This window comes from Rhizobium sp. BK049 (assembly GCF_014193135.1).
Taxonomy (GTDB): Bacteria; Pseudomonadota; Alphaproteobacteria; order Rhizobiales; family Rhizobiaceae; genus Rhizobium.
In genome coordinates this window covers 82222-102433 of record NZ_JACHYV010000020.1, presented here as the reverse complement: position 1 = coordinate 102433, position 20212 = coordinate 82222, and the positions used below count along the sequence as shown (strand labels likewise).

Sequence of the window (20212 nt, the reverse complement as noted above, 5' to 3'; positions counted from 1 at the left end):
GATCCTCGTATCCCGTCCACGCAGATCGAACGATAGGAGAGCGTCATGTCCCCCACATTTTCATTATCGCCGACGCGGCGCGAGCTGCTTGCGGCCACGGCCGCCGCCGGAGCCATCAGCCTTATCGCCGGCGTGCCCGGCGCGTGGGCGAACGGCGAGGAGATCCGCCCGTTCAGCGTCAGCTTCCCTCAGGATCAGCTCGACGATCTCAGACGGCGCGTTGCGGCGACCCGCTGGCCCGACAAGGAAACGGTTGCAGGCGACGGGCAGGGCGTACAGCTTTCGACGATCCAGAAGCTCGCGAACCATTGGGCGACGGATTACGACTGGCGCAAGATGGAAGCGCGGCTCAATGCCTTCCCGCAATTCATCACCGAGATCGACGGGCTTGACATTCATTTCATTCACGTCCGCTCCAAACATAAAAAAGCCTTGCCGATCATCGTGACGCATGGATGGCCTGGATCGATCATCGAGCAGTTGAAGATCATCGAACCGCTCACCGATCCGACAGCGCACGGCGGCAGCGAAGAAGACGCCTTTGATGTGGTGATCCCGTCTTTGCCGGGCTACGGCTTTTCCGCGAAGCCGACGGGATCGGGAAGCTGGAATCCGCCCCGCATCGCGCATGCCTGGACGACGCTGATGCAGCGCCTCGGCTACACGAAGTTCGCGGCGCAGGGCGGCGACTGGGGCAATGCGGTCACCGAACTGATGGCGGTGCAGCAACCGCCGGGATTGCTCGGCATCCACACCAATATGGCCGCTACGGTTCCCGCCGACATCGCCAAGGCTCTCGCTGCCGGCGGCCCGCCGCCCGCTGATCTCGCGCCGGACGAAAGACGCGCCTGGGATCAGCTCGACGATTTCTACAAGAATGGGCTCGGCTATGCCATCGAGATGAACAACCGGCCGCAGACGCTCTACGCGATCGTCGACTCGCCGGTTGGTCTCGCCGCGTGGATGCTCGATCACGACATCCGCAGCTACCGGATGATCGCGCGGGTATTCGACGGAGAGAGCGAGGGGCTGACGAAGGACGATATTCTCGACAATGTCACGCTCTACTGGCTGACGAACACGGCAATCTCGTCGGCACGCCTCTATTGGGAAAACGCGCATCATCCGACCGGAGGTTTCTTCGACCCCAGGGGCATCAAGATCCCGGTCGCCGTCAGTGCTTTTCCCGACGAGATCTACCAGGCGCCGCAGAGCTGGGCGGAGAAGGCCTATCCGAAGCTCATCCACTACAATAGGCTGGCGAAGGGCGGTCACTTCGCCGCATGGGAGCAGCCGATGGCCTTCACTGCCGAACTCAGGACGGCATTCCGGCCGCTGCGGCAGTAGATCACGAAGCGCGCCGCGCTTTCAGTCTTTGCCGCTTCCTCGTATCGCGAGGCTTGCGAGGATGTCACCGAGCTGGGATGGCGCCAGCTCGGTTTCCTGTTCGATCTCGGCGGCAGTGAACCATCTGAGTTCGGTATGTTCGTCGCCGACCAGTTGCGGCAATCCCTGCCATTGATCGACGTGATAGACGTGAAAGGTGGCCGCTGACTCAGGCGGAGCTTGCGATACGAACTTTGCCGCAAGCCGCCACCGCTCCGGCGTGATGCTTATTTCCTCCATCAATTCCCGGCGCATCGCCGTCTCGGCGTCTTCGCCATTCTCGATATGGCCGCCGGGGAGGCTCCAGCGACCCGGATAGATCCTGCGCTCCGAATTTCGCCTTGCGAGAAGCAGCATCCCGTTGCGGCTCAAGGCACCCATCGCGATCTCGGGCATGTGGTCTCCTCGCTGCGGAAGAAAATGCGTCGCCGCAAACATGTCACCAGCTTGTGACTGCTGTCGCCATCATGGCTTTTCCGGTTCGGCCTGCGCTCGCAACAGGTTGTCGCGCAACCTCGTCACCGATTGCCGTACGACGGGGAAATCATCGCCGAGGCCACTGGCGGCAATCAGCGTGCCGCCGGGGTCGACCTCAACGAGGAGATCGCGCCCAGCCGGCGTCAGGCTTACGCGGACCTGCCGTTCATCGGCGGGATCGCGATGGCGCGTGAGATAGCCTGCCGATTCCAGCTTCTTGAGGATCGGCGTCAGCGTATTGGATTCGAGGAAGAGCTTTTCCCCCAGCATGCTGACCGTCTGGCCGTCCTCCTCGGAAAGGGCGACCAGGGCGATATATTGCGTGTAGGTCAGGCCAAGCTCGTCCAGGATCGGCTTATAGGCGCGGCCGAACGCGAGATTGGCGGAATAGACGGCGAAGCACAGGAAGTTCGAAAGCTTCTTGCTGCTCTCGCCGGGTTGCGGGGAGGCGGGCATGTCGGGTGCTTTTGTGTTTTTGGATGCGGGCATGGCTCTATCCGTCCAGCTTGTTGAATGCCGATATCTATATATCGCATCCGATTAAATCGCAAGCTTCCCGTGCCGGATTCTGCGTGAAACAGTGCAACCGACGCTGCGCCAGACAGCCTCGCAAGAGCGCTGGCGGTTGGTATCTGCAACTTTCGACTGCGGCAGAAAAGATGACACTTTTAAAGCTAATTTCCGACACCTTTCCGATCAAAGCTTCGCGCTATTGCGAGCTTCGGGAGGGACTATGTCGGGCATTCTTATCGCCACCTTGCTGGCCACGGTTTCAGCAAAGATTCCCGTGGACTTTTCAAGCGGTGACCTGCTTTATTCTGATTGCAGCGGCTCCCGGCAGTTCGTCGTCGGATATGTTGCCGGTTGGTTGGACAAGTGGAACCGGGACGATTATCTCGCCCGCCGTATTTTCACCGAAGTCGTTCCTGTCCCGAAAGCAATGGTGAACTCGGCTTATTTTTTCAATTCCGTCGGAGCAAACTTCTGTGTGCCGGTTGGAACCACCGCGGAATCGATCGGCAATACGCTGTGCACATTCCTCGAACAGAATCCCGGCATACGCGACGCCAGTGGTGACGAACTGATGACGACCTTGATCGCCTACAAATACCGCTGCCCCGCGCCGTAGGAGCCGCGGACTCGCACCGCCTCGACGGGAATTTCGACCTCGCTCACAAAGTCCGGATCGCCCCGGCCGACAAGCATTCCGAGCACCTGCGGATGGGCATGCGGCGTTTCCGTCGTCGGCTGCACATCCGGATGTGCGTCGATCCACAAGACGCCGAGCGCTTTCATAGCGCTTGTTGAGATAGGCGATCGGCGCGAGATCGACGAGGCAATCGCCGCCGATGGTGAGAACCTTGGCGGGCTGGTGCTTCTCGATGGCCGGCGGGCCGAGCGCGCCTGTTCGAGAACCGCTGTCTTCGCGAGAATACCGTCTTCAATCGTGAGGTCACGGCCATCCGGCGGAGGGATCGGAACACTTTCCTCAAGAGCCTCGGCGGGCGGAAGAAGCCAGGAGAGATGCCAATGGCCGCTTCGGAGTAGGAGCGGCAAGGCTTGCGCGGCCGGGGCTTTCACGCGACAAAGCCCGGATGAGCATTCCCAAGACACATCCCTTCGCCTTCGACCCGACCTACGGCATGCGGCTCGAAGAGCTTCTGGCGATCGAACCGCCGGAAGAGCCTTCGGGCTTCGATGCGTTCTGGGAGGCGCGGTATCTGAAGGCGCTCGATGTCGATCCGCAGCCGGTGCTTTCCCGCAGCAAGCTCAGCCATCCCGACTGGCACGTGCTCGATCTCGTCTATCTCTCGACCGATGCGTTCAAGATCGGCGGCTGGCTGCTGTTGCCGCGCGAGGGACAAGTGAAGCGAGGTCTCGTCGTCGGGCATGGGTATGGCGGGCGGGATCAGCCTGACTTCAATCTGCCGGTCGAGGAAACGGCGGTGATCTTCCCCTGCTGCCGCGGACTGTCGCTGAGCCGGCGTCCGCCGATTTCAGAGAACCCGTCCTGGCATGTGCTGCACGATATCGACAAGCGGGACACCTATATCATCGGCGGCTGCGTAGAGGATATTTGGCTTGCCGTCTCGACGCTTGTTACGCTCTATCCCTGGCTCTCCGGCCATATCGGCTATAGCGGCATCAGCTTCGGCGCCGGCGTCGGGGCGATGGCGATCGCCTACGACGAGCGCATCGATCGCGGGCATCTGGCGCTTCCGAGCTTCGGCCACCAGCCGCTGCGACTGAAGCTGCCGAGTGTCGGCAGCGCGCAGTCGGTGCAGGAATATCAGGCCGACCACGGCAACGTGCTGGAGACGCTGCGCTTCTACGATGCAGCGACCGCGGCGCAACGGATCGACGTGCCGATGCTGACGGCGGTGGCGCTTTTCGATCCTGCCGTTGCGCCGCCCTGCCAGTTCGCTGTCGCAAATGCGATATGGAAATATAATGAAACCTTCATCCTGGACGCCGGTCATTTCGATTACCCTGGAGGCGCTGAACAAGAGGCGGCGCTTCGCGACAAGATCGGACAGTTCTTCAGGGTGACATGAACCGCGAATATCTCAGCTGGTACAGTCCGCGCCTGCATCGGGAGATGGAGATCTTGGTGTTCGGACATGCCGGCGCCAAGGTGTTGGTGTTTCCGACGCGGGAAGGGCGCTTCTTCGAATATGAGCAGCTCGGCCTGGTTGCGAGCCTCGCCGACAAGCTTTCGGCCGGTCATTTGCAGCTCTATTGCATCGAGGGACTGGCCGCCGACAGCCTCTATGGTTTCCACCATCATCCGGCCGAGCGCATTCGTCGGCATGCGGCGCTGGAAGATTACATCCTCCACGAGGTGCTGCCGCTGATGGCGGCGAAAAATCCGCACGATTGCACCATCGTGCATGGATGCAGCCTCGGCGCCTTCCAGGCGGCGAGCCTCGTCTTCCGTCACCCGCATCTCTTCCGCAAGCTCGTCGCGTTTTCCGGCCGCTACGACCTGACGATGAAGGTGGAATCCTTCGGCGACCTGTTCGATGGCTATTACGACGACAGCGTCTACTTCCACACGCCGACGCATTTCCTGCCCGGCCTCGGCTCCGACTGGCGGCTCGACAGGCTGCGCGAAATCGACATCGTGCTGACCATCGGCGATGCCGATCCCTTCCTCGACAACAACCGCTATCTCAGCCGGCTGCTCGGCGAAAAGAACATTCGCCACCAGCTGCATGTCTGGGACGGCCGCGCCCACCGCGCCGGCGCCTGGCGGAAGATGGCGCCGCTCTACATTTGATATGGGAAGGCGGTCACGGCCAGCGCAAAGCAGCTGTCGCTACCGGCGCGTCCCAAAGCGCGATCTCCTCGTCGGTCAGTAAGGCGAGGGTGACGGACAGTCCCTGCATGTCGAGCGAGGTGACGTAGGTTCCGACAAGCGAGCGCTCGATCGAGATGGCTTTCTCCTCGATGAAACGGCGGGCGCCGGCGTAGGCGAGGTAGAGTTCGGCGGGCGGCGTGCCGCCGAGGCCGTTGACGAAGAGCAGCGCCCGGGCGCCCGGCGTTACTACGATGTCGGCGATAATGGTTTCGCAGAGATCGCCGATGATGGTATTGGCAGCAGCGAATGGTTGCCTGGCATGACCGGGCTCGCCGTGAATACCGACGCCCATTTCCATCTCGTCGGGTCCGAGCGAAAACGTCGTGCGCTCGGTCTGCGGCACCGTCACGCCGTTCAGCGCGACGCCCATCGACCGGATGCGGCTGTTCAGCCCCTCGCCAAGCTGCTTCAGTTCGGCGAGCGGCATGCCGCGTTCGGCCGCGGCACCCAGGATCTTTTCGACGATCAGCGTTCCCGCGACGCCGCGCCGGCCGCGGCCATCGCCCGTTCTCGATGTCTCGATATCGTCGCTGACGACGATCATGTCGAGGCCGTGGCGGTCACCGGCCATCTCGATGGCCATTTCGAAATTCATCAGGTCGCCGTCGTAATTCTTGACCACGAGCAGGCAGCCGGCGCCGGTATCGGCCTCTTCGATGGCGGCAATGATCTGGGCGGGCGTCGGCGAGGTGAAGATATGGCCGACGCAGGCGGCATCGAGCATGCCCTGGCCGACGAAGCCGATATGCATCGGCTCGTGGCCGGCGCCGCCGCCTGATATCAGCGCCACCTTGCCTGCTGTGAGATGGCGGCGGCGGATGCATTTGCGCTCGGCCCCGAACACCACGAAGGCCTCATGGGCGCGCACGAAGCCTTCGACGCTTTCGGCGACCATGGTTTCCGCGGTGTTCATGAACTTCTTCATCAAGCCCCTCCCAAGGCCAAAAACATTACGCTACGTCAGTCCGCTCACCATTCACTGCTCGCTCGCCCCTGAGATCGCGACGATCTTCTGCACCAGATCGGAGATCGCCTCTTCCAGCAGGCGGTTTTTCCTGTCGTCGCCGAAGTCGGGCACCATCAGCGACAAGTGCCGCAATTTCTCGGAATGGCCGAGATCCGGGAGCTTGCCGGGATGGGCGGCCTGATAGGCTTCGAGAAAGCGTTCTTCTTCGGCCGCGCTGAAGTGGCAGACGCGCACGATTGTCGCGAGATGGCGTGCCGGCAGCGGTGTCGCATAAGTCGGGCTGGTGATCTGCGTGACGAAGCTGCGGTGCTTGCCGAGCGCCGTGGCCAGGCGCTGGCGCGTGCCGGACGGCCTATTGTCGATGATCTGCGCCAGAATGGACTTGTAGGCGATTATGGCGTCTTCGGTGTCTTCGCGCGCCATCCTACTCTCCGGCTGCCCTTGTGCCATCGGCGTTGAGGCCTGTTATCGCCGATCTTATCGCGGGACGGCGGGCCGGCGCCACGGAAAAATTCCGGAGGCCGGCGGCAAGCAGCCCCGGGAGATAGCGGGGATCGCCGGCCATGTCGCCGCAGATGCTGACGGGCTTGCCGCCGGCAAGTTTTACCGCCAGCTCGATCAGCCGGAGTACGGCGGGTGCTGCCTTGCCGGCATCGGCTTCGTTGCCGTCGCGGGCGGAGGCTGCGAGATACTGCGTGAGGTCGTTGGTGCCGAAGGAGAAGAATGCCGCCGATCCGAAAGTGTCGAGCATCAATGCGGCAGATGGCACCTCCACCATCATGCCGATCGGCGGCATCCGGTGCGGCAGGGCGCGGCGGTCGAGCTTTTCGGCTTCCTCGCGGAACAGTTCGCGCATCCTGTCGATCTCATCGGGAAAGGTCACCATCGGCAACATCACCGAAAGCTTGCCGAAGACGGCGGCGCGCAGCAGGGCGCGGGCCTGGACGCGGGCGATTTCCGGCCGGGCAAGCAGCAGCCGGATGCCGGGCAGGCCCGGCTCGAGAGCCGGCAGGTCTTCGAGGCCGGCAAGCGGCTTGTCTACGCCTATATCCAGCATTCTTATGATCACCGGCTTTTCGCCCGCCTGCTCCAGCACGCGGCGATAGATCGCCAGCTGGCGTTCCTCATTGGCGGCATCGGCGATCGAGGTGACTGAAAATTCCGAGCGCATCAGGCCAACGCCCGCCGTTGCCGGATCGAGCGCATCGATCTCGGCGGGGTCGTTGATATTAATGGAGACAAGGATCGGTACGCCGTCCGCCGTGCGCAGTTCGCGGCTTTCGGTCTTGGTGTCGACGGCTGGCGCGAGCGGCGGGATCAGCATGCCGCCCGCCTTGAGGATGACGGCGCCGGTGTTGCCATCGACGCCAACAGGATCGCCCCCTGCTGCCGAGAAACGGCCTGTGCCGACCACCATCGGCACAGATTTCGCCCGGGCGAGCAAAGCGACATGGCCGGCGGTGCTGCCCGCAAACAAGGCGATACCGCCGCCCTTCGACCAGTCATGAGCGAGGAAGCGGCTCGGCTCCATGTCCTTGCCAACGAAGACCGAGCCGGGCGGGAAATCGGCGACCGGGGTGCCGGCGAGCGCCCCGAGCACACGGTTCTTGATGTCGAGAATGTCGATGGCGCGCGCCCGCATCTGTTCCTCGTCGGCCGCTTCGAGTTCGTCGATATAGGCGTCGAGCGTGGCGACCCAGGCGAAGACGACATTCTCGTCGGCGTGCATGCGGGCACTCGTTGCTTCCGCGATGCTGGGATCGCGGAGCACCTCGATCTGGAAATCGATGATATCGCGGCTTTCGGCATCGGCGCCCTCGGCGAGGCGCTCGAGTTCGCCGATCGAGATATCGATCGCCTTCTCAAGCGCGCCGTAGCCGCCGGCGGTTCCGGGCGCGGAAGCAGCTTTCGGCTCTTCGGCGAGGAAGGCCGGGCCGGACGCGATGCCGGGGGATGCGCTCTTTGCTTTCAGCCTAAGCGGTTCTGCCATGTTTCTTTTCCTCATCGAAATTGCGCTCGATGAGTTCCTTGAGCGCACGGATCGCCTCTTCGGCAAGAATGCCGTCTGCCCGTATTCTGAGGATAGACCCTTTGCGGATTCTGGCACCCATGATCTTGATGATGCTCTTGCCGTTCAGCCAGACGTCGCTGCCGTTGACGGCGACCTCGATCGAACAGGGGAAGGACTTGGCAAGCCGCGTGAAGGTGACGGAGGGGCGGGCATGCAGCCCGACGCCGTGCTTGACTTCCACCTCCGTCTGGCAATTCACGTGCAAAGGATCAGGCTCCTGTTTCTCAATACGCAGTCTGCTCGTCATCAGGGGGACAGTTCCTCGGCTGTGGCGACGACCTTGGCGAGCGACGCGCCCCCTGAGGCTTCGGCGGCGGCGATGACTGCGCCTTCGACGAGCGGGGCGTTGCAGATGGAGACGAGGGCCGACCGAGGAAGGCCCAGCATTTCGATCGCCATCTCGCTGTTGGTCTCGGCACCGCCGAGATCGACGAAGACGGCGACGCCGGCATCGGACCAGGCGGCCTCGATCGCCTTCAGGATACCGCCGGCATCGGTGCCGAGTTCGCCATGGACGTTACCACCAGACCAGGCAAGCGGCACGCAGTCGCCGACCATTTGCCGCACCATGTCGGCGATGCCCCTTGCCACCAGCGGTGAGTGGGAGACGATCACGATACCCACGTTTGCGGTCTTTCCATTCATGCCGGTCCTTTCATTCATTGGGGGCGGCGCTCCCCGAGATAGCGGCAAATCGCCGTGGTCAAGAGCGCGCAGCTCGACGCGCCGGGATCGACATGGCCGATCGAGCGGTCGCCGAGATAGGCGGCGCGTCCGCGCATCGCCTTCATCGCGGCGGTCCTGTCGGCGGAGCGTTCGGCCTTGCGGGCGACGTCACCGAGCGGAGACCGCTTCGCGAGCGCCGCATGGACGGGATAGAGCACGTCGAGCAGCGTCTTGTCGCCGACGTGCGACCGCCCGCGTTTTGCCACCGCGTCAATCGCCTGTTTCAGCACCAGGGAAAAATCGGCCTTCTCCTCGCTTTTACGAAGCTCGCGGCCGATCTCGATCAGCAGCGTTCCGTAGAGCGGGCCGGCCGCACCGCCGACATTCATTACCAGCGTCAGGCCGATCTTTTCGACGGCGTCGGGGAAGGGCAGGCTGGACAGGCTTTCGCCCTCGGCGCTCACCGCCTCGCAGCCACGCTGCATATTGGTTCCGTGATCGCCATCGCCGATGGCGCGATCGAGTGCGCAGAGGTGATCGGCGTTTTCCGCGATCGTCGCGCGGCACACTTCGATCAGTTCTGCCACAAGCACCGGTTCCGCCTGCACTGCCTTCCTCCCTGACGCCCGTCTCCCGCGGGCTTTCGAACTTTACCCGGTCAGGCGAGGCTTGCCGCCACGCCGAACGCGCCGGCGACCGCGACCGCGCCGGGATCGGCGACACCCGCGAGATCCCTTTCGCCGACATAGGAGGCGCGTCCGGCTCTCGCCTTCGTCATCGTCTTCGTCGACTCCGCGCCTGATGCCGCTGCCCTTGCCGCGGCAGCGATATCGCCTGACGCGAGCGCCTGCAGGGCAGGCGAGAGTGCATCGACCATCGTCCGGTCGCCGACTCCTGCTCCTCCATAGAACGTCATCCTGTCGAGCCCGGCAAGAAGCGCTGCTGATATATCGGCTCTATCGGCCATCGCCTTTGCCGCGGCGGTGAAGAAGATCGACAGCAGCACGCCGCTCGATCCGCCCATGCTGGTGCCGAGGATGTCGCCGAGCGAGGCAAGCGTTGCCGCCGGCTTATCGAGCGGCAGCGTGTCGAGGCGGGCAAGCACGCTGCGCGCGCCTGTCGCCACCGTCGAGCCGGTATCGCCGTCGCCGACGCGGCCGTCCAGCCGGTTGAGCTCGTTTTCCTGTTCGATCAGGTGCTCGCAGAGTGCCGTGATCAGGCGTCGGTAGCGGCTGTTCTCCCCTGGTGTGGCTGCGCCGTTCAAGTGGCTCGCCGTTCTCGGCGCGGCGATAACCCTGATCTCGTGGCGTTTGACGGCCGGCATCCAGGCATGCGGCTCGACCACTGCCGTCAGCGCCGCTTCGCGCACGGCATCCAGCCGGATCAGCGACAGCGAGAAGCCGTTCATGTTGAGCGCGGTCATCATCGGCGCCGGGCCGATGATCAGCCTGATGTGGCGGCCAAGCGGCGAGGACAGCACTGTCTTGGCGATGACGGTCATTTCGAGCGGCGGCACGGCGCCGAGATTGTTGATGAGGAGGGCGTGGTCTGCCCCTTCGCGCAAAGCCGGGGTCAGGCGCGCCGCCATGGTGGCGACGATATCGGCGACCGGCTGCAGCGCGATGCGCTCGGCGCCGGGTTCGCCATGGATGCCGAGGCCGAGTTCGCCTTCATCAGCGCCGAGGCGATCCTCATGCGCCTGTCCAGGCACGCTGCAGGTGGAGAGCGACATGCCGAGCGAGACGATATCGCCGGCAGCGGCCGCGGCATGGGCCGCGACCGTCTTCAGGTCCTCCCCCCTTTCGGCGCAATAGCCCGCGATCTTGTGGACGAACAGCGTGCCGGCGACACCGCGCGGCTGTTTGATGCCGGGGATGGCGATGTCATCGGCGACGATGACCATTTCGACGTCGAAGCCCTCGGCGCGCGCCCTTTCGGCGGCGAGACCGAAATTCAGGCGGTCGCCGGTATAGTTCTTGACGATCAACAGGGCGCCTTTAGGGCCGGTCACGGCGCGGATCGCCGTCAGCACCGCATCGACGCTCGGCGAGGCGAAGATTTCGCCGGAGACGGCCGCCGTCAGCATCCCCTTACCGACGAAGCCGGCGTGGGACGGCTCATGGCCGGCACCGCCGCCCGAGATGATCGCCACCTCAGACTTGTCCCAGTCGGCGCGCAGGATCACCTTGATGTCAGGAAAGCTGTCGAGACGGGCGAGACGGCCGCCGCTCGTCGTCAGAAGCAGGCCGTCCAGAGCTTCGGTGACAATGGTTTCCCTGCGGTTGAAGAAGTGTTTCATCGATTGAGACCCGTCTGTTTGTTTTTCATGCCATCATCAGTTTTGTTTGCCGGTCACGACAGGCGCTGTCCAGCCGCATCGAAATAAAGCGGATCGCGCAGCGTCAGGCTGATCCGGTCGCCCGGCGCGATCGCCAGATATGGATCCGCGAGTGTGACGAGTTTGTGATCCCGCGCAGGCTGCTTGGGATCGGCCACCCGGATATGCAGATGGTTCTGGTCGCCGAGATGCTCGATCCAGTCGACCTCGGCATTGGCATCCTTGCCGACGACGATATCGAGATGTTCGGTGCGGGCGCCGACGGTTTTTGTGCCGGATGGTGGACGGCCGCCCGGCAGCAGATCCGCCGGCAGAAGGTTGATGTGCGGCTGGCCGAGGCGGGCGGCGACATGCAGGTTGGCGGGATTGCCATAGATTTCGCGCGGCGTTCCCACCTGCATCAGCCGGCCCTCGGCGACGATGCCGATGCGATCGGCCATGGTCATGGCTTCCACCTGGTCGTGGGTGACATAGAGCAGCGTCGAACCGAGCTCCTTCTGGATGCGCTTCAGCTCCAGGCGCAGTTCGGCGCGCAGCTTGGCGTCGAGCGAGGACAGCGGTTCGTCCATTAGATAGATCGCCGGCCGGCGCACCAGCGCCCGGCCAATCGCGACGCGCTGCATCTCGCCGCCGGAGAGCCTGGTCGAGCGGTTTTCGAGCTTGTGGTCGATGCGGACCATGCGCGCGACCTCGCGCACGCGCCGGTCGATCTCCTCCGCACTCAGCTTGCGCACCGGCGCCTTCAGCGGGAAGGCGAGGTTCTCGTAAACCGTCATGTGCGGATAGAGCGAATATTGCTGGAAGACGAAGGCGACGTCGCGCCCCGCCGGCGCTTCGGCCGCGACGTTGCGGCCGCCGATCTCGATGCGGCCGCTGTCGGGTCTTTCAAGCCCGGCGATCAGCCTGAGCGTCGTGGTCTTGCCGGCGCCTGTGGGACCGAGCAGCACGACGAACTCGCCGTCGCGTATAAAAAGATCGAGCCCATCAAGAGCCTGGGTGTCGCCGAAGCGCTTGCTGAGATTTCTGAGGACGACATCAGCCATGCCGGGTCTCCTTATAGAGCTGGGATGGCACCGCGCGGCCCGAGACGCAGTCGAAGAGCGCGAGGTTCGCCGGATTGAATTCGAGGCCGACGGTCTCGCCGATCCGGAAACTGCGACTGGCGGGAACGCGGGCCTTGATCAGACCGCCCGGGGTTTCCACGGCAACAACCTGGTTGGTGCCGAGATATTCGCTGCCATAGACGGCGCCGCGAAGGGGCGAGGCGTCGCTGAAGCGGATATGCTCGGGCCTGACACCGAGCGCCAGTTCGCTTTCTGCCATGTCCTGATGAATCTCGGGAACGGCGACATTGACGCCGTCGAGCAGGATGGATGTGTCGCCGCTCTTCAGGCCGGAGGTGAAGCGCATGAAGTTCATCGGCGGCGAGCCGATGAAATCGGCGACATACATGGTCGCCGGCTTGGCATAGATCTCCTGCGGCGTGCCGAACTGCTCGATGACGCCATGGTTCATCACGGCGATCTTATCGGCCATCGCCATCGCCTCGTGCTGGTCGTGGGTCACGTAGACGGTGGTGGCATGGATGCGGTTGTGCAGCTCGCGGAGCTCGTGAACCATGATCTCGCGGAACTCGGCATCAAGCGTGCCGAGCGGCTCGTCCATCAGGAAACATTTCGGGCGGCGGACGATGGCGCGGCCGAGCGCCACGCGCTGCCGATCGCCGCCGGCAAGGCCCGAGACCGAGCGGTCGAGAATATGGTCGATCTGCAGCAGGCGGGCGGTCTCGTCGACGCGCTGACGGATCTCGGCCTTCGGCATGCCCTGCGACAGCAGCGGGAAGCCGATGTTTTTGCGCACATTCATATGCGGGTAGAGCGCAAAGAGCTGGAAGACGAAGGCGATGTCCCGGGCGCTGGCGCGGTTGAAAGTGACGTCCTCGCCGTCGAGATGAATCTTGCCGCTCGAGGGCAACTCGAGGCCGGCGATCATGCGAAGCGTCGTCGTCTTGCCGCAGCCGGAAGGCCCGAGCAGCGCCAGGAACTCGCCGTCATGGACGCTGAAGGTCGAATTCTCAACGGCGACGAAGTTGCCGAATTCTTTGCGGAGATTTTCGATCCGGATGTCCGCCATGGTTTACTCCGGGAATTTCGAGACGATGATGAACATGACGGTGCCGATCAGCAGGGTCACCAGCGAATAGGTGTAGAGCACCAACAGGAAGGGCTGGAACAGCATCAGGAAGCCGAGCCCGATCAGCACGGTGGCGATATTCTCCATCGGACCGCGGCGCAGCAAGAATGGCCGTTTCGGGCGGGCAGGGGTGCGGGTGCGTGTCTCGATCAGGTGGCTCATTTGCGGACGGCTCCGAAGGTGATGCCGCGCAGCAGCTGCTTGCGCAGGAGAATAGTGAAGACGAGGATCGGGATCAGGAAGATCGTCGTGCCGGCGGCGACCGCCGGCCAGTCCTGCCCGCCTTCGCCGATGATCGTCGGGATGAAAGGCGGCGCGGTCTGGGCCTCGCCCGAGGTGAGAAGGGCGGCGAAGGCATATTCGTTCCAGGCGAAGATCAGGCAGAAGATCGCAGTCGCGGCAATGCCAGTGGTCGCCTGCGGCAGCACGACCTTGCGGAAGGCTTGCAGCCTCGTATAGCCGTCGATCATCGCCGCCTCCTCGTATTCGCGCGGGATCTCGTCGATGAAGCCCTTGAGCAGCCAGACGGCGAGCGAGACGTTGACGGCGGTATAGAGCAGGATCATGCCGAGCGCCGTGTCCGACAGGCCGAGCTCGCGATACATCAGGTAGATCGGGATGGCGACGGCGATCGGCGGCATCATGCGCGTCGACAGGATGAAGAACAGCAGGTCGTCGGCGAGCGGCACCCTGAAGCGGGAGAAGCCGTAGGCGGCGAGCGTCCCGAGGAAGACCGCCAGGAAGGTGGAGCCGAAGGCGATGACAAGCGAGTTGACGAAGCGCGGCAGGAAGTTTGACGGGCCTGCGATCACCATGTTGCGCTTGCGCGTCACCTCATCGCAGGTGCCGACCGGCGGCGGCAGCGAGGCGATGTAATCAGGTGTCTGCCGCGTGCGCGTGGTGAAGAGATTGCAATAGCCTTCGAGCGACGGCGTGAAAACGATCTTCGGGGGATAGCTGATCGAATCCGGCGGCGATTTGACGCTGGTCAGGAAGATCCAGACGAGCGGGATGAGGGTGATCAGCGCATAGAGGACGACGATCGTGCCGGCGATGCGCTTGCTGGTGAGGCTCGGCTCGACGACCGAATGGGCGGAGTTGGCGGCGCTCATCTTTGCTTCACCTTGTTCAATGCCTTGACGTAGATGTTGGCGAGGCCGAACACCGCGACGAAGAGGACGATGGCGAAGGCCGAGGCCCGGCCGGTCGCCCAGCTTTCGAAGGCGGCGCGTTTCAGCGTTATCGAGGCGACCTCGGTGACCGAGCCCGGTCCGCCGCCGGTCAGCAGCGTCACCATGTCGAACATCTTGAAATTCTCGATGCCGCGGAAAAGCACCGCGAGCATGATGAAGGGCAGGGCCATGGGCACGGTGATCGACCAGAACTGACGCCAGGGCGATGCACGATCGACCTCGGCCGCCTCGTAGATATAGTCGGGGATCGAGCGCAGTCCGGCGAGGCAGATCAGCATCACGTAAGGCGTCCACATCCAGGTATCGACGATGATGATCGCCCAGGGCGCCAGAGAGACATTGCCCAGCATCTGGACATCGGATGTCGGAATGCCCGACACCAGCGAGACGGCATAGGCGAAGAGGCCGATCTGCGGCTCGTAGAGAAAGCGCCAGAAGTTGCCGACCACGGCGGGCGACAGCATCATCGGAATCAGGATAATCGTCGTCCAGAAGGCATGGCCGCGAAACTTGCGGTCAATCAGGTAGGCGAGCGAAAAACCGATCACCGTCTGCAGCAGGATCGTCCAGAAGACGAAATGGGCGGTGGTCTGCATCGCCTGCCATATATCGGGATCGTTGAGAACGCGTTCGTAATTTCCAAGGCCGACGCCCAGAACCGGCGCATTCGGCCGGTTGGCGCGGTAATTGGTAAAGGAGAGATAGACCGCCCAGATGAGCGGGAAGATGTTGATCGCCAGGAGCAGGGTGATGGCAGGCGCGATGAACAGCCAGGCGATCGCCCTGTCGGAGAGGCCGCGGACGCGCCGGGCAAACGAGGCGGGCGTTGCCCTTGCTGTCGCGTCGGCGGCTTTCTCGACAATTGAGGGATGGGAAATGGTCAAGTTTTCACCCGGTCTTTTCGGATATGAAAGATCCGGCGGCCCGGCTCGTCTGCCGATCCGGGCCGCCATCCTGGTGAGGATGGCGCGCAGAGGGATGCCACCAGTCCCGTCAGGCACTAGATTTTGCCGTCGTCCTTGAAGACGTCGCTCCAGTCTTTCACCAGGCCGTCGAGCGCTTCCTTGGCAGTGCCGTTGCCGGCGACGACGTAGTTATGGACGCGCTTCTGCATGGCCTGCAGCAGCGAGGCGTAGCTTGGCTCGGCCCAGAAGTCCTTGACGATCGCCATCGAGTCCAGGAAAGCCTGGGCATAGGGCTGGCTCTTGGCGAACTCAGGCGCGTTGACGACGGAATTCAGGCACGAGAAGCCGCCGAGTTCCCACCATTTGGCCTGCACCTCAGGCTGTGCGAACCATTTGATGTATTGCAGGGCGGCGTCGCGCTTGTCGGAATAGGAAACCACCGAGATCCCCTGACCGCCGAGCTGGGCGAAATGCGCCTTCTCCGCCGGATTGGGGAAGAAGCCGATCCTGTCGCCGCCGACCTTCTCGTCCTTGTAGAGGCCGGGCCAGGTGAAGGCGAAGTTCATCTGCATGGCGACCTGGCCGGATTTGAAGGCGTCGGCGGATTCGACCATATAGACGTTGGAGCTGCCGGGCGGCGTGCAGCAGTCATAGAGCGACTTGTAGAATTCGAGGCCCTTGACCGCATCGTCCGAGTTGACGAAGCCTTCCATCTCGTAGGGCTTCTTCGGGTTGTCGTATTGGAAACCCCAATCGTAAAGGACGTTGGTGACGCCCATGGTGATGCCTTCGGACCCGCGTTCGGTATAGATCGAGGCTCCATAGACGGTCTTGCCGTCGATCTCGCGCTTCTGGAAGAACTCGGCGATCTGCTTCAGCTCATCATAGGTCTTCGGAGCTGCGAGATCGTGGCCGTATTTCGCCTTGAATTCCTTCTGGAGTTCCGGCTTTTCGAACCAGTCCTTGCGGTAGGTCCAGCCGACGACGTCGCCCATGGCGGGCAACGCCCAATAGTTCGGCGTGTTCTTCGGCCATTCCGAGTAGCCGACGACAGTCGCCGGCACGAAGTCATCCATCTTGATGCCTTCCTTGTCGAAGAAGTCATTCAGCTTGACGTAATGGCCGTTCTCGGCCGAGCCGCCGATCCACTGGCTGTCGCCGATGATGAGGTCACAGAGTTTGCCGTGAGAATTCAGCTCGTTAAGGAAGCGATCGGCGTAGCTCGTCCAGGGAACGAACTCGAACTTCATCTGCGTGCCTGTCTTGGCGGTGAAGTCCTTCGAGAGCTCAACGAGTGCATTGGCAGGGTCCCATGCGGCCCAGCACAGCGTAAGTTCATCGGCTTTGGCGAGATTGGGCAATGCCGACGACATTACGAACGCCGTGGCCAGCCCCAAAAGGGCTTTCGATGTTTTCTGCATAAGTTCCTCCCAGAACCAAGACCGGCTCCCCACCGGCGTCGCATGTTCACCCGTTTCAGAGAATGCTCACATGAACTCCTCAATCATCATGTTTAGCAATGTGTTTAGTGATAGCGCATTTTATAAACATTGCAAGTGATATTAGTTACTGCGGCGCACCAGGTGCTGCCGGCCGGGTTTCGACCGATCTCCTGGCAACTCGTGAAAATTTCCCGTGCAAGCGTACCGATACGACGAAATCCGGCCTCGCTGGCGGATGGACCGCAGGGTATGGACCTCGACGCCGCTCCTGTTTTCCCGGGAGCGGTTCAAACTTGGCCTCGCCTCCGGTGAGGCCTTCTTCTTTTGTCCATGCCGGCCATCTCGGGAAATTCCGGTGCAGTGCGAGATTTAGCCTTTCGGGCCTGATGCAACAGGCGTATTCAGCCAGTGCGTGGTTCAACCGCGCTCCCCTCGCGGCAGATCTCCGATCGGCTTCCTCCCGCTTCCCTGCCGCGTCATCCGGAATTTTCATTGGCGGATCCATGACCACGGCAGAGACGAGCGAGCAGGGACAAGAGGCGGCAAACGACCGCCAGGCGAAGATTGTGGCTCTGGTCGTTGCCGTTTCCTTCTTCATGCAGATCCTTGACGGCACGATCGTCGCCACCTCGCTGCCGCAGATGGCGGCAAGCTTCGGCGTGCAGCCGGTGTCGATGAGCATCGGCATCACCGTCTACATGCTGACGATGGCGGCCTTCATTCCGCTGTCGGGCTGGCTCGGCGATCGTTTCGGCGCGCGCCGCGTCTTCCTGGTGTCGATCGGCGTCTTCACCGGCGCCTCGCTGTTCTGCGGGCTCTCCGGCAGCCTCACAGAATTCGTGCTGTGGCGGGCGCTGCAGGGGGCAGGGAGCGCGCTGATGACGCCGGTCGGGCGCATCATCGTGCTGAAGAATGCCCGCAAATCCGAACTCGTCCAGGCGATTGCGCTCATCACTTGGCCGGCGCTGACGGCGCCCGTGGTCGGCCCTGTGCTCGGGGGCTTCATCACCACCTATGCCAGCTGGCACTGGAATTTCCTGATCAATATTCCGATCGGCATCGTCGGCATGGGACTGGTGCTGCGCTTCGTGCCCGAACAGCGGGAGGCCGATCCCGGCCGGCTGGATATTCTCGGCTTTGTCCTGAGCGCTGCCGGATTGACCCTGCTGCTCGCGGCCTTGGAGCTTTCGGTCAAATGGGAAGGCGGGATTTGGCCGGTCATCTCCATGCTGGCGGCCGGCGTCGTATTATCGGTTATGGCGACGCGGCATTTCCTTGCCGTCGACAATCCGCTGCTCGATCTTTCGGCTTTCCGCGTCCAGACCTTTTCCATGTCGACGCTCTCGGCGGGCACGGCTTGCCGAACGGCCATCAATGCGACGCCTTTCCTGCTGCCTCTCTTGTTCCAGCTCGGCTTCGGACTGAGCTCGATTGCCGCCGGCGCCTATCTGCTCGTGTATTTTCTCGGCAATTTCAGCATGAAGGCGGTGACGACACCGCTCTTACGCTTCTTTGGCTTCCGCACCGTTCTCGGGCTCAATGGACTGATTGCCGCGCTTTCGATCGTTGCTTGCGGTTTCCTGACGCCGGAGACGCCGCCGTTTTTCATCCATGCGCTGCTCTTTCTCGCCGGCCTGTCGCGGTCGATGGAATTCACGGCGCTGAACACGCTCGCCTTTGCCGATATCGGCCCGGCGCAGCGAAGCTCGGCCTCGACGCTGTCGAGCATGCTGCAGCAGATGTCGATGCTGCTCGGCGTTGCGGTGGCAGCCGCCGTGCTCAATATTTCCTCTGCTCTCAGAGGTGCTGACAATCCCGTCATGGCCGATTTCCGATGGGCCTTCGTCGTGGTCGGCGCAATCGGCATCGTCTCGTCGCTGCGCTTTCTGCAATTGCCGAAGGAGGCGGGCGCCGAAGTTTCCGGCCATCGGAAATTCCAGAAGCGCTAACGTCGCCTGCGACAAGAGCGAGCGATGAGCGATGTTTACCTCAGGCGGTCAATGCAATACGACAGTGCTCATGCCGACGACTCGGACGCTTGCGGGCGGTCGTTGCTTAGAGAGAACGCCGGGAGACGGAATGAGCAATTCTAGCGGCGATGCGGATACCCTGATCCACATCCTCTATATCGACGACGACGAGGGGCTCGCGCTCCTGATGCAGAAAAACCTTGCGCGCTGCGGCTTATCGGTCGAGTGGGCGCAGAGTGGTGCTGCCGGCCTGGCGCGGATCGCCGAAGGCGGCATCGATGCGGTCGTGCTCGATCATCTCCTGAGCGGCGAGACCGGACTCGACATTCTGCCCTGCATCACATCCGTGCCGGATCATCCGCCGGTCATCTATGCAACGGGGTCGGACGACACCAGCATTGCGGTCGCGGCGCTGAAGGCGGGTGCCGATGACTACATGCTGAAGGGGATTTCGGCCGATTATTTCGACCTGCTCGCCGCCGCCCTCGAACAGGCGCTGGAGCGGGCCCGCTTCCGCCGCGAGACGGCGCAGGCGCAGGAGGTGATCCGCCAGCAGCGCGACCATGCCGAAATGCTGCTTGCCGAAGTCAACCACCGCATCGCCAACAGCCTCGGCCTCGTCGGCGCGCTGATCCGCATGCAATCCTCGATGACCCAGGACCAGGTGGCGATCGATGCGCTGCACGAGACGCAGATGCGCATCAACGCGATCGCGAGCGTCCACCGCCGGCTCTACACCAACCGGCAGGTCGGCTCGGTGCAGGTCGATGAATATCTAGACAGCCTGCTGACCGAGCTTGAAGCTTCGATGCGCGACGACAAGCGGCCGCACCGTATCGTGCTGACCGCAAAACCGGTCAATCTGGCGACCGACAAGGTGATCACGCTCGGATTGATCGTCAGTGAACTCGTCACCAATGCTTTCAAATATGCCTATCCCGACGGCGTCTCAGGCGAGATCCGCGTTGTTGTCGATCAGATCGACGGCGAATTGCGCCTGATCGTCGAAGATGACGGAGCGGGGTTTGCTCCAGAGAACTCGGCGAGGGGAACGGGCCTCGGCACACGGATTTTGACGGCGATGGCCGCGAGCTTGAAATCGGATTTCGCTTACGATCCCGGGCATGATGGGACGAGGGCGATGCTTGTGTTTTCGTTGCATGAGGAGAAGTAGGTAGAGGTGGAAGGTCACGATGAAGGGTGTGTGCCTGCGGCCCTCTCATCTGGCTGCCGGCACCGACGA

At 62.8% G+C, this 20212-nt stretch carries 21 protein-coding genes; 6 read left to right on the top strand and 15 right to left on the bottom strand.

From position 1 onward, the window contains the following. The first annotated feature begins 45 nt into the window (after window positions 1-45). Entirely contained in the window at window positions 46-1347 is a 1302-nt protein-coding gene (locus FHT70_RS20555; RefSeq protein WP_183704441.1) for an epoxide hydrolase, read from the top strand. A 21-nt stretch (window positions 1348-1368) separates the two neighbouring features. Here the strand turns inward: FHT70_RS20555 and FHT70_RS20550 are convergent, their stop codons facing one another. After that, on the bottom strand, window positions 1369-1782 hold the full coding sequence (locus FHT70_RS20550; protein ID WP_097600093.1) for an NUDIX domain-containing protein: 414 nt from the start codon (window positions 1780-1782) through the stop codon (window positions 1369-1371). A gap of 69 nt (window positions 1783-1851) precedes the next feature. Further along, window positions 1852-2352 (bottom strand): MarR family transcriptional regulator, encoded by a 501-nt coding sequence (locus FHT70_RS20545; RefSeq protein WP_097600019.1) that lies wholly within the window; start codon window positions 2350-2352, stop codon window positions 1852-1854. 244 nt (window positions 2353-2596) lie between these two features. On the opposite strand from FHT70_RS20545, the gene FHT70_RS20540 reads away from it, so the two are divergent. The 3 genes from FHT70_RS20540 (at window position 2597) to FHT70_RS20530 (ending at window position 5143) form a co-directional block, all read left to right on the top strand. Further along, window positions 2597-2992, top strand: a complete 396-nt coding sequence (locus FHT70_RS20540) for a Rap1a/Tai family immunity protein (protein WP_097600018.1) — start codon at window positions 2597-2599, stop codon at window positions 2990-2992. 466 nt (window positions 2993-3458) lie between these two features. Beyond that, window positions 3459-4418, top strand: coding sequence for an acetylxylan esterase (locus tag FHT70_RS20535; protein ID WP_183704439.1), 960 nt, complete (start codon window positions 3459-3461; stop codon window positions 4416-4418). Beyond that, window positions 4415-5143 carry an alpha/beta hydrolase-fold protein gene (locus tag FHT70_RS20530; RefSeq protein ID WP_097600015.1) on the top strand — a complete coding sequence of 243 codons (729 nt, stop codon included), beginning with the start codon at window positions 4415-4417 and terminating at the stop codon, window positions 5141-5143. The genes FHT70_RS20535 and FHT70_RS20530 overlap by 4 nt, the downstream gene beginning before the upstream one ends. 13 nt (window positions 5144-5156) lie before the next feature. On the opposite strand, the gene FHT70_RS20525 is transcribed toward FHT70_RS20530, so the two are convergent. From FHT70_RS20525 to FHT70_RS20465, 13 genes are all read right to left on the bottom strand, one after another. Further along, complete coding sequence (locus tag FHT70_RS20525; protein WP_097600014.1) at window positions 5157-6149, bottom strand: dihydroxyacetone kinase subunit DhaK; 993 nt, start codon at window positions 6147-6149, stop codon at window positions 5157-5159. 51 nt (window positions 6150-6200) lie between these two features. After that, the gene (locus tag FHT70_RS20520) at window positions 6201-6614 is read right to left on the bottom strand and encodes a hypothetical protein (RefSeq protein ID WP_008535099.1); all 414 of its coding nucleotides are present in this window, start codon (window positions 6612-6614) and stop codon (window positions 6201-6203) included. 1 nt (window position 6615) lies between these two features. Then, on the bottom strand, window positions 6616-8181 hold the full coding sequence (locus tag FHT70_RS20515; RefSeq protein WP_183704437.1) for a putative PEP-binding protein: 1566 nt from the start codon (window positions 8179-8181) through the stop codon (window positions 6616-6618). Beyond that, window positions 8165-8509: an HPr family phosphocarrier protein gene (locus tag FHT70_RS20510; RefSeq protein ID WP_097600011.1), complete on the bottom strand. Its 345-nt coding sequence runs from the start codon at window positions 8507-8509 to the stop codon at window positions 8165-8167. Before FHT70_RS20510 ends, FHT70_RS20515 begins: the two co-directional genes overlap by 17 nt. After that, window positions 8509-8907 carry a dihydroxyacetone kinase phosphoryl donor subunit DhaM gene (gene dhaM, locus FHT70_RS20505; protein ID WP_037175071.1) on the bottom strand — a complete coding sequence of 133 codons (399 nt, stop codon included), beginning with the start codon at window positions 8905-8907 and terminating at the stop codon, window positions 8509-8511. Before dhaM ends, FHT70_RS20510 begins: the two co-directional genes overlap by 1 nt. Window positions 8908-8921: 14 nt before the next feature. Further along, complete coding sequence (gene dhaL, locus FHT70_RS20500) at window positions 8922-9536, bottom strand: dihydroxyacetone kinase subunit DhaL (protein WP_183704435.1); 615 nt, start codon at window positions 9534-9536, stop codon at window positions 8922-8924. A gap of 50 nt (window positions 9537-9586) precedes the next feature. Continuing rightward, window positions 9587-11227, bottom strand: a complete 1641-nt coding sequence (locus FHT70_RS20495) for a dihydroxyacetone kinase subunit DhaK (RefSeq protein WP_183704433.1) — start codon at window positions 11225-11227, stop codon at window positions 9587-9589. 53 nt (window positions 11228-11280) lie between these two features. Next, window positions 11281-12309: an ABC transporter ATP-binding protein gene (locus tag FHT70_RS20490; RefSeq protein WP_183704431.1), complete on the bottom strand. Its 1029-nt coding sequence runs from the start codon at window positions 12307-12309 to the stop codon at window positions 11281-11283. Further along, entirely contained in the window at window positions 12302-13399 is a 1098-nt protein-coding gene (locus FHT70_RS20485) for an ABC transporter ATP-binding protein (RefSeq protein ID WP_183704429.1), read from the bottom strand. The genes FHT70_RS20490 and FHT70_RS20485 overlap by 8 nt, the downstream gene beginning before the upstream one ends. Before the next feature lie 3 nt (window positions 13400-13402). Next, on the bottom strand, window positions 13403-13621 hold the full coding sequence (locus FHT70_RS20480; protein WP_085778512.1) for a hypothetical protein: 219 nt from the start codon (window positions 13619-13621) through the stop codon (window positions 13403-13405). Further along, window positions 13618-14571, bottom strand: coding sequence for a carbohydrate ABC transporter permease (locus FHT70_RS20475; protein WP_183704427.1), 954 nt, complete (start codon window positions 14569-14571; stop codon window positions 13618-13620). Before FHT70_RS20475 ends, FHT70_RS20480 begins: the two co-directional genes overlap by 4 nt. Then, window positions 14568-15536 carry a sugar ABC transporter permease gene (locus FHT70_RS20470; RefSeq protein ID WP_183704425.1) on the bottom strand — a complete coding sequence of 323 codons (969 nt, stop codon included), beginning with the start codon at window positions 15534-15536 and terminating at the stop codon, window positions 14568-14570. Before FHT70_RS20470 ends, FHT70_RS20475 begins: the two co-directional genes overlap by 4 nt. Before the next feature lie 116 nt (window positions 15537-15652). Continuing rightward, a complete protein-coding gene (locus tag FHT70_RS20465; RefSeq protein WP_183704423.1) occupies window positions 15653-16978 on the bottom strand; it encodes an ABC transporter substrate-binding protein in 1326 nt (441 codons plus the stop codon). A 524-nt stretch (window positions 16979-17502) separates the two neighbouring features. Here FHT70_RS20465 and FHT70_RS20460 point away from each other — a divergent pair. Together FHT70_RS20460 and FHT70_RS20455 are read left to right on the top strand one after the other, a co-directional pair. Continuing rightward, window positions 17503-18948, top strand: a complete 1446-nt coding sequence (locus FHT70_RS20460; protein WP_183704421.1) for an MFS transporter — start codon at window positions 17503-17505, stop codon at window positions 18946-18948. Between the two features lie 130 nt (window positions 18949-19078). Then, the gene (locus tag FHT70_RS20455) at window positions 19079-20143 is read left to right on the top strand and encodes a histidine kinase dimerization/phosphoacceptor domain -containing protein (protein ID WP_183704419.1); all 1065 of its coding nucleotides are present in this window, start codon (window positions 19079-19081) and stop codon (window positions 20141-20143) included. Window positions 20144-20212: the final 69 nt, after the last annotated feature.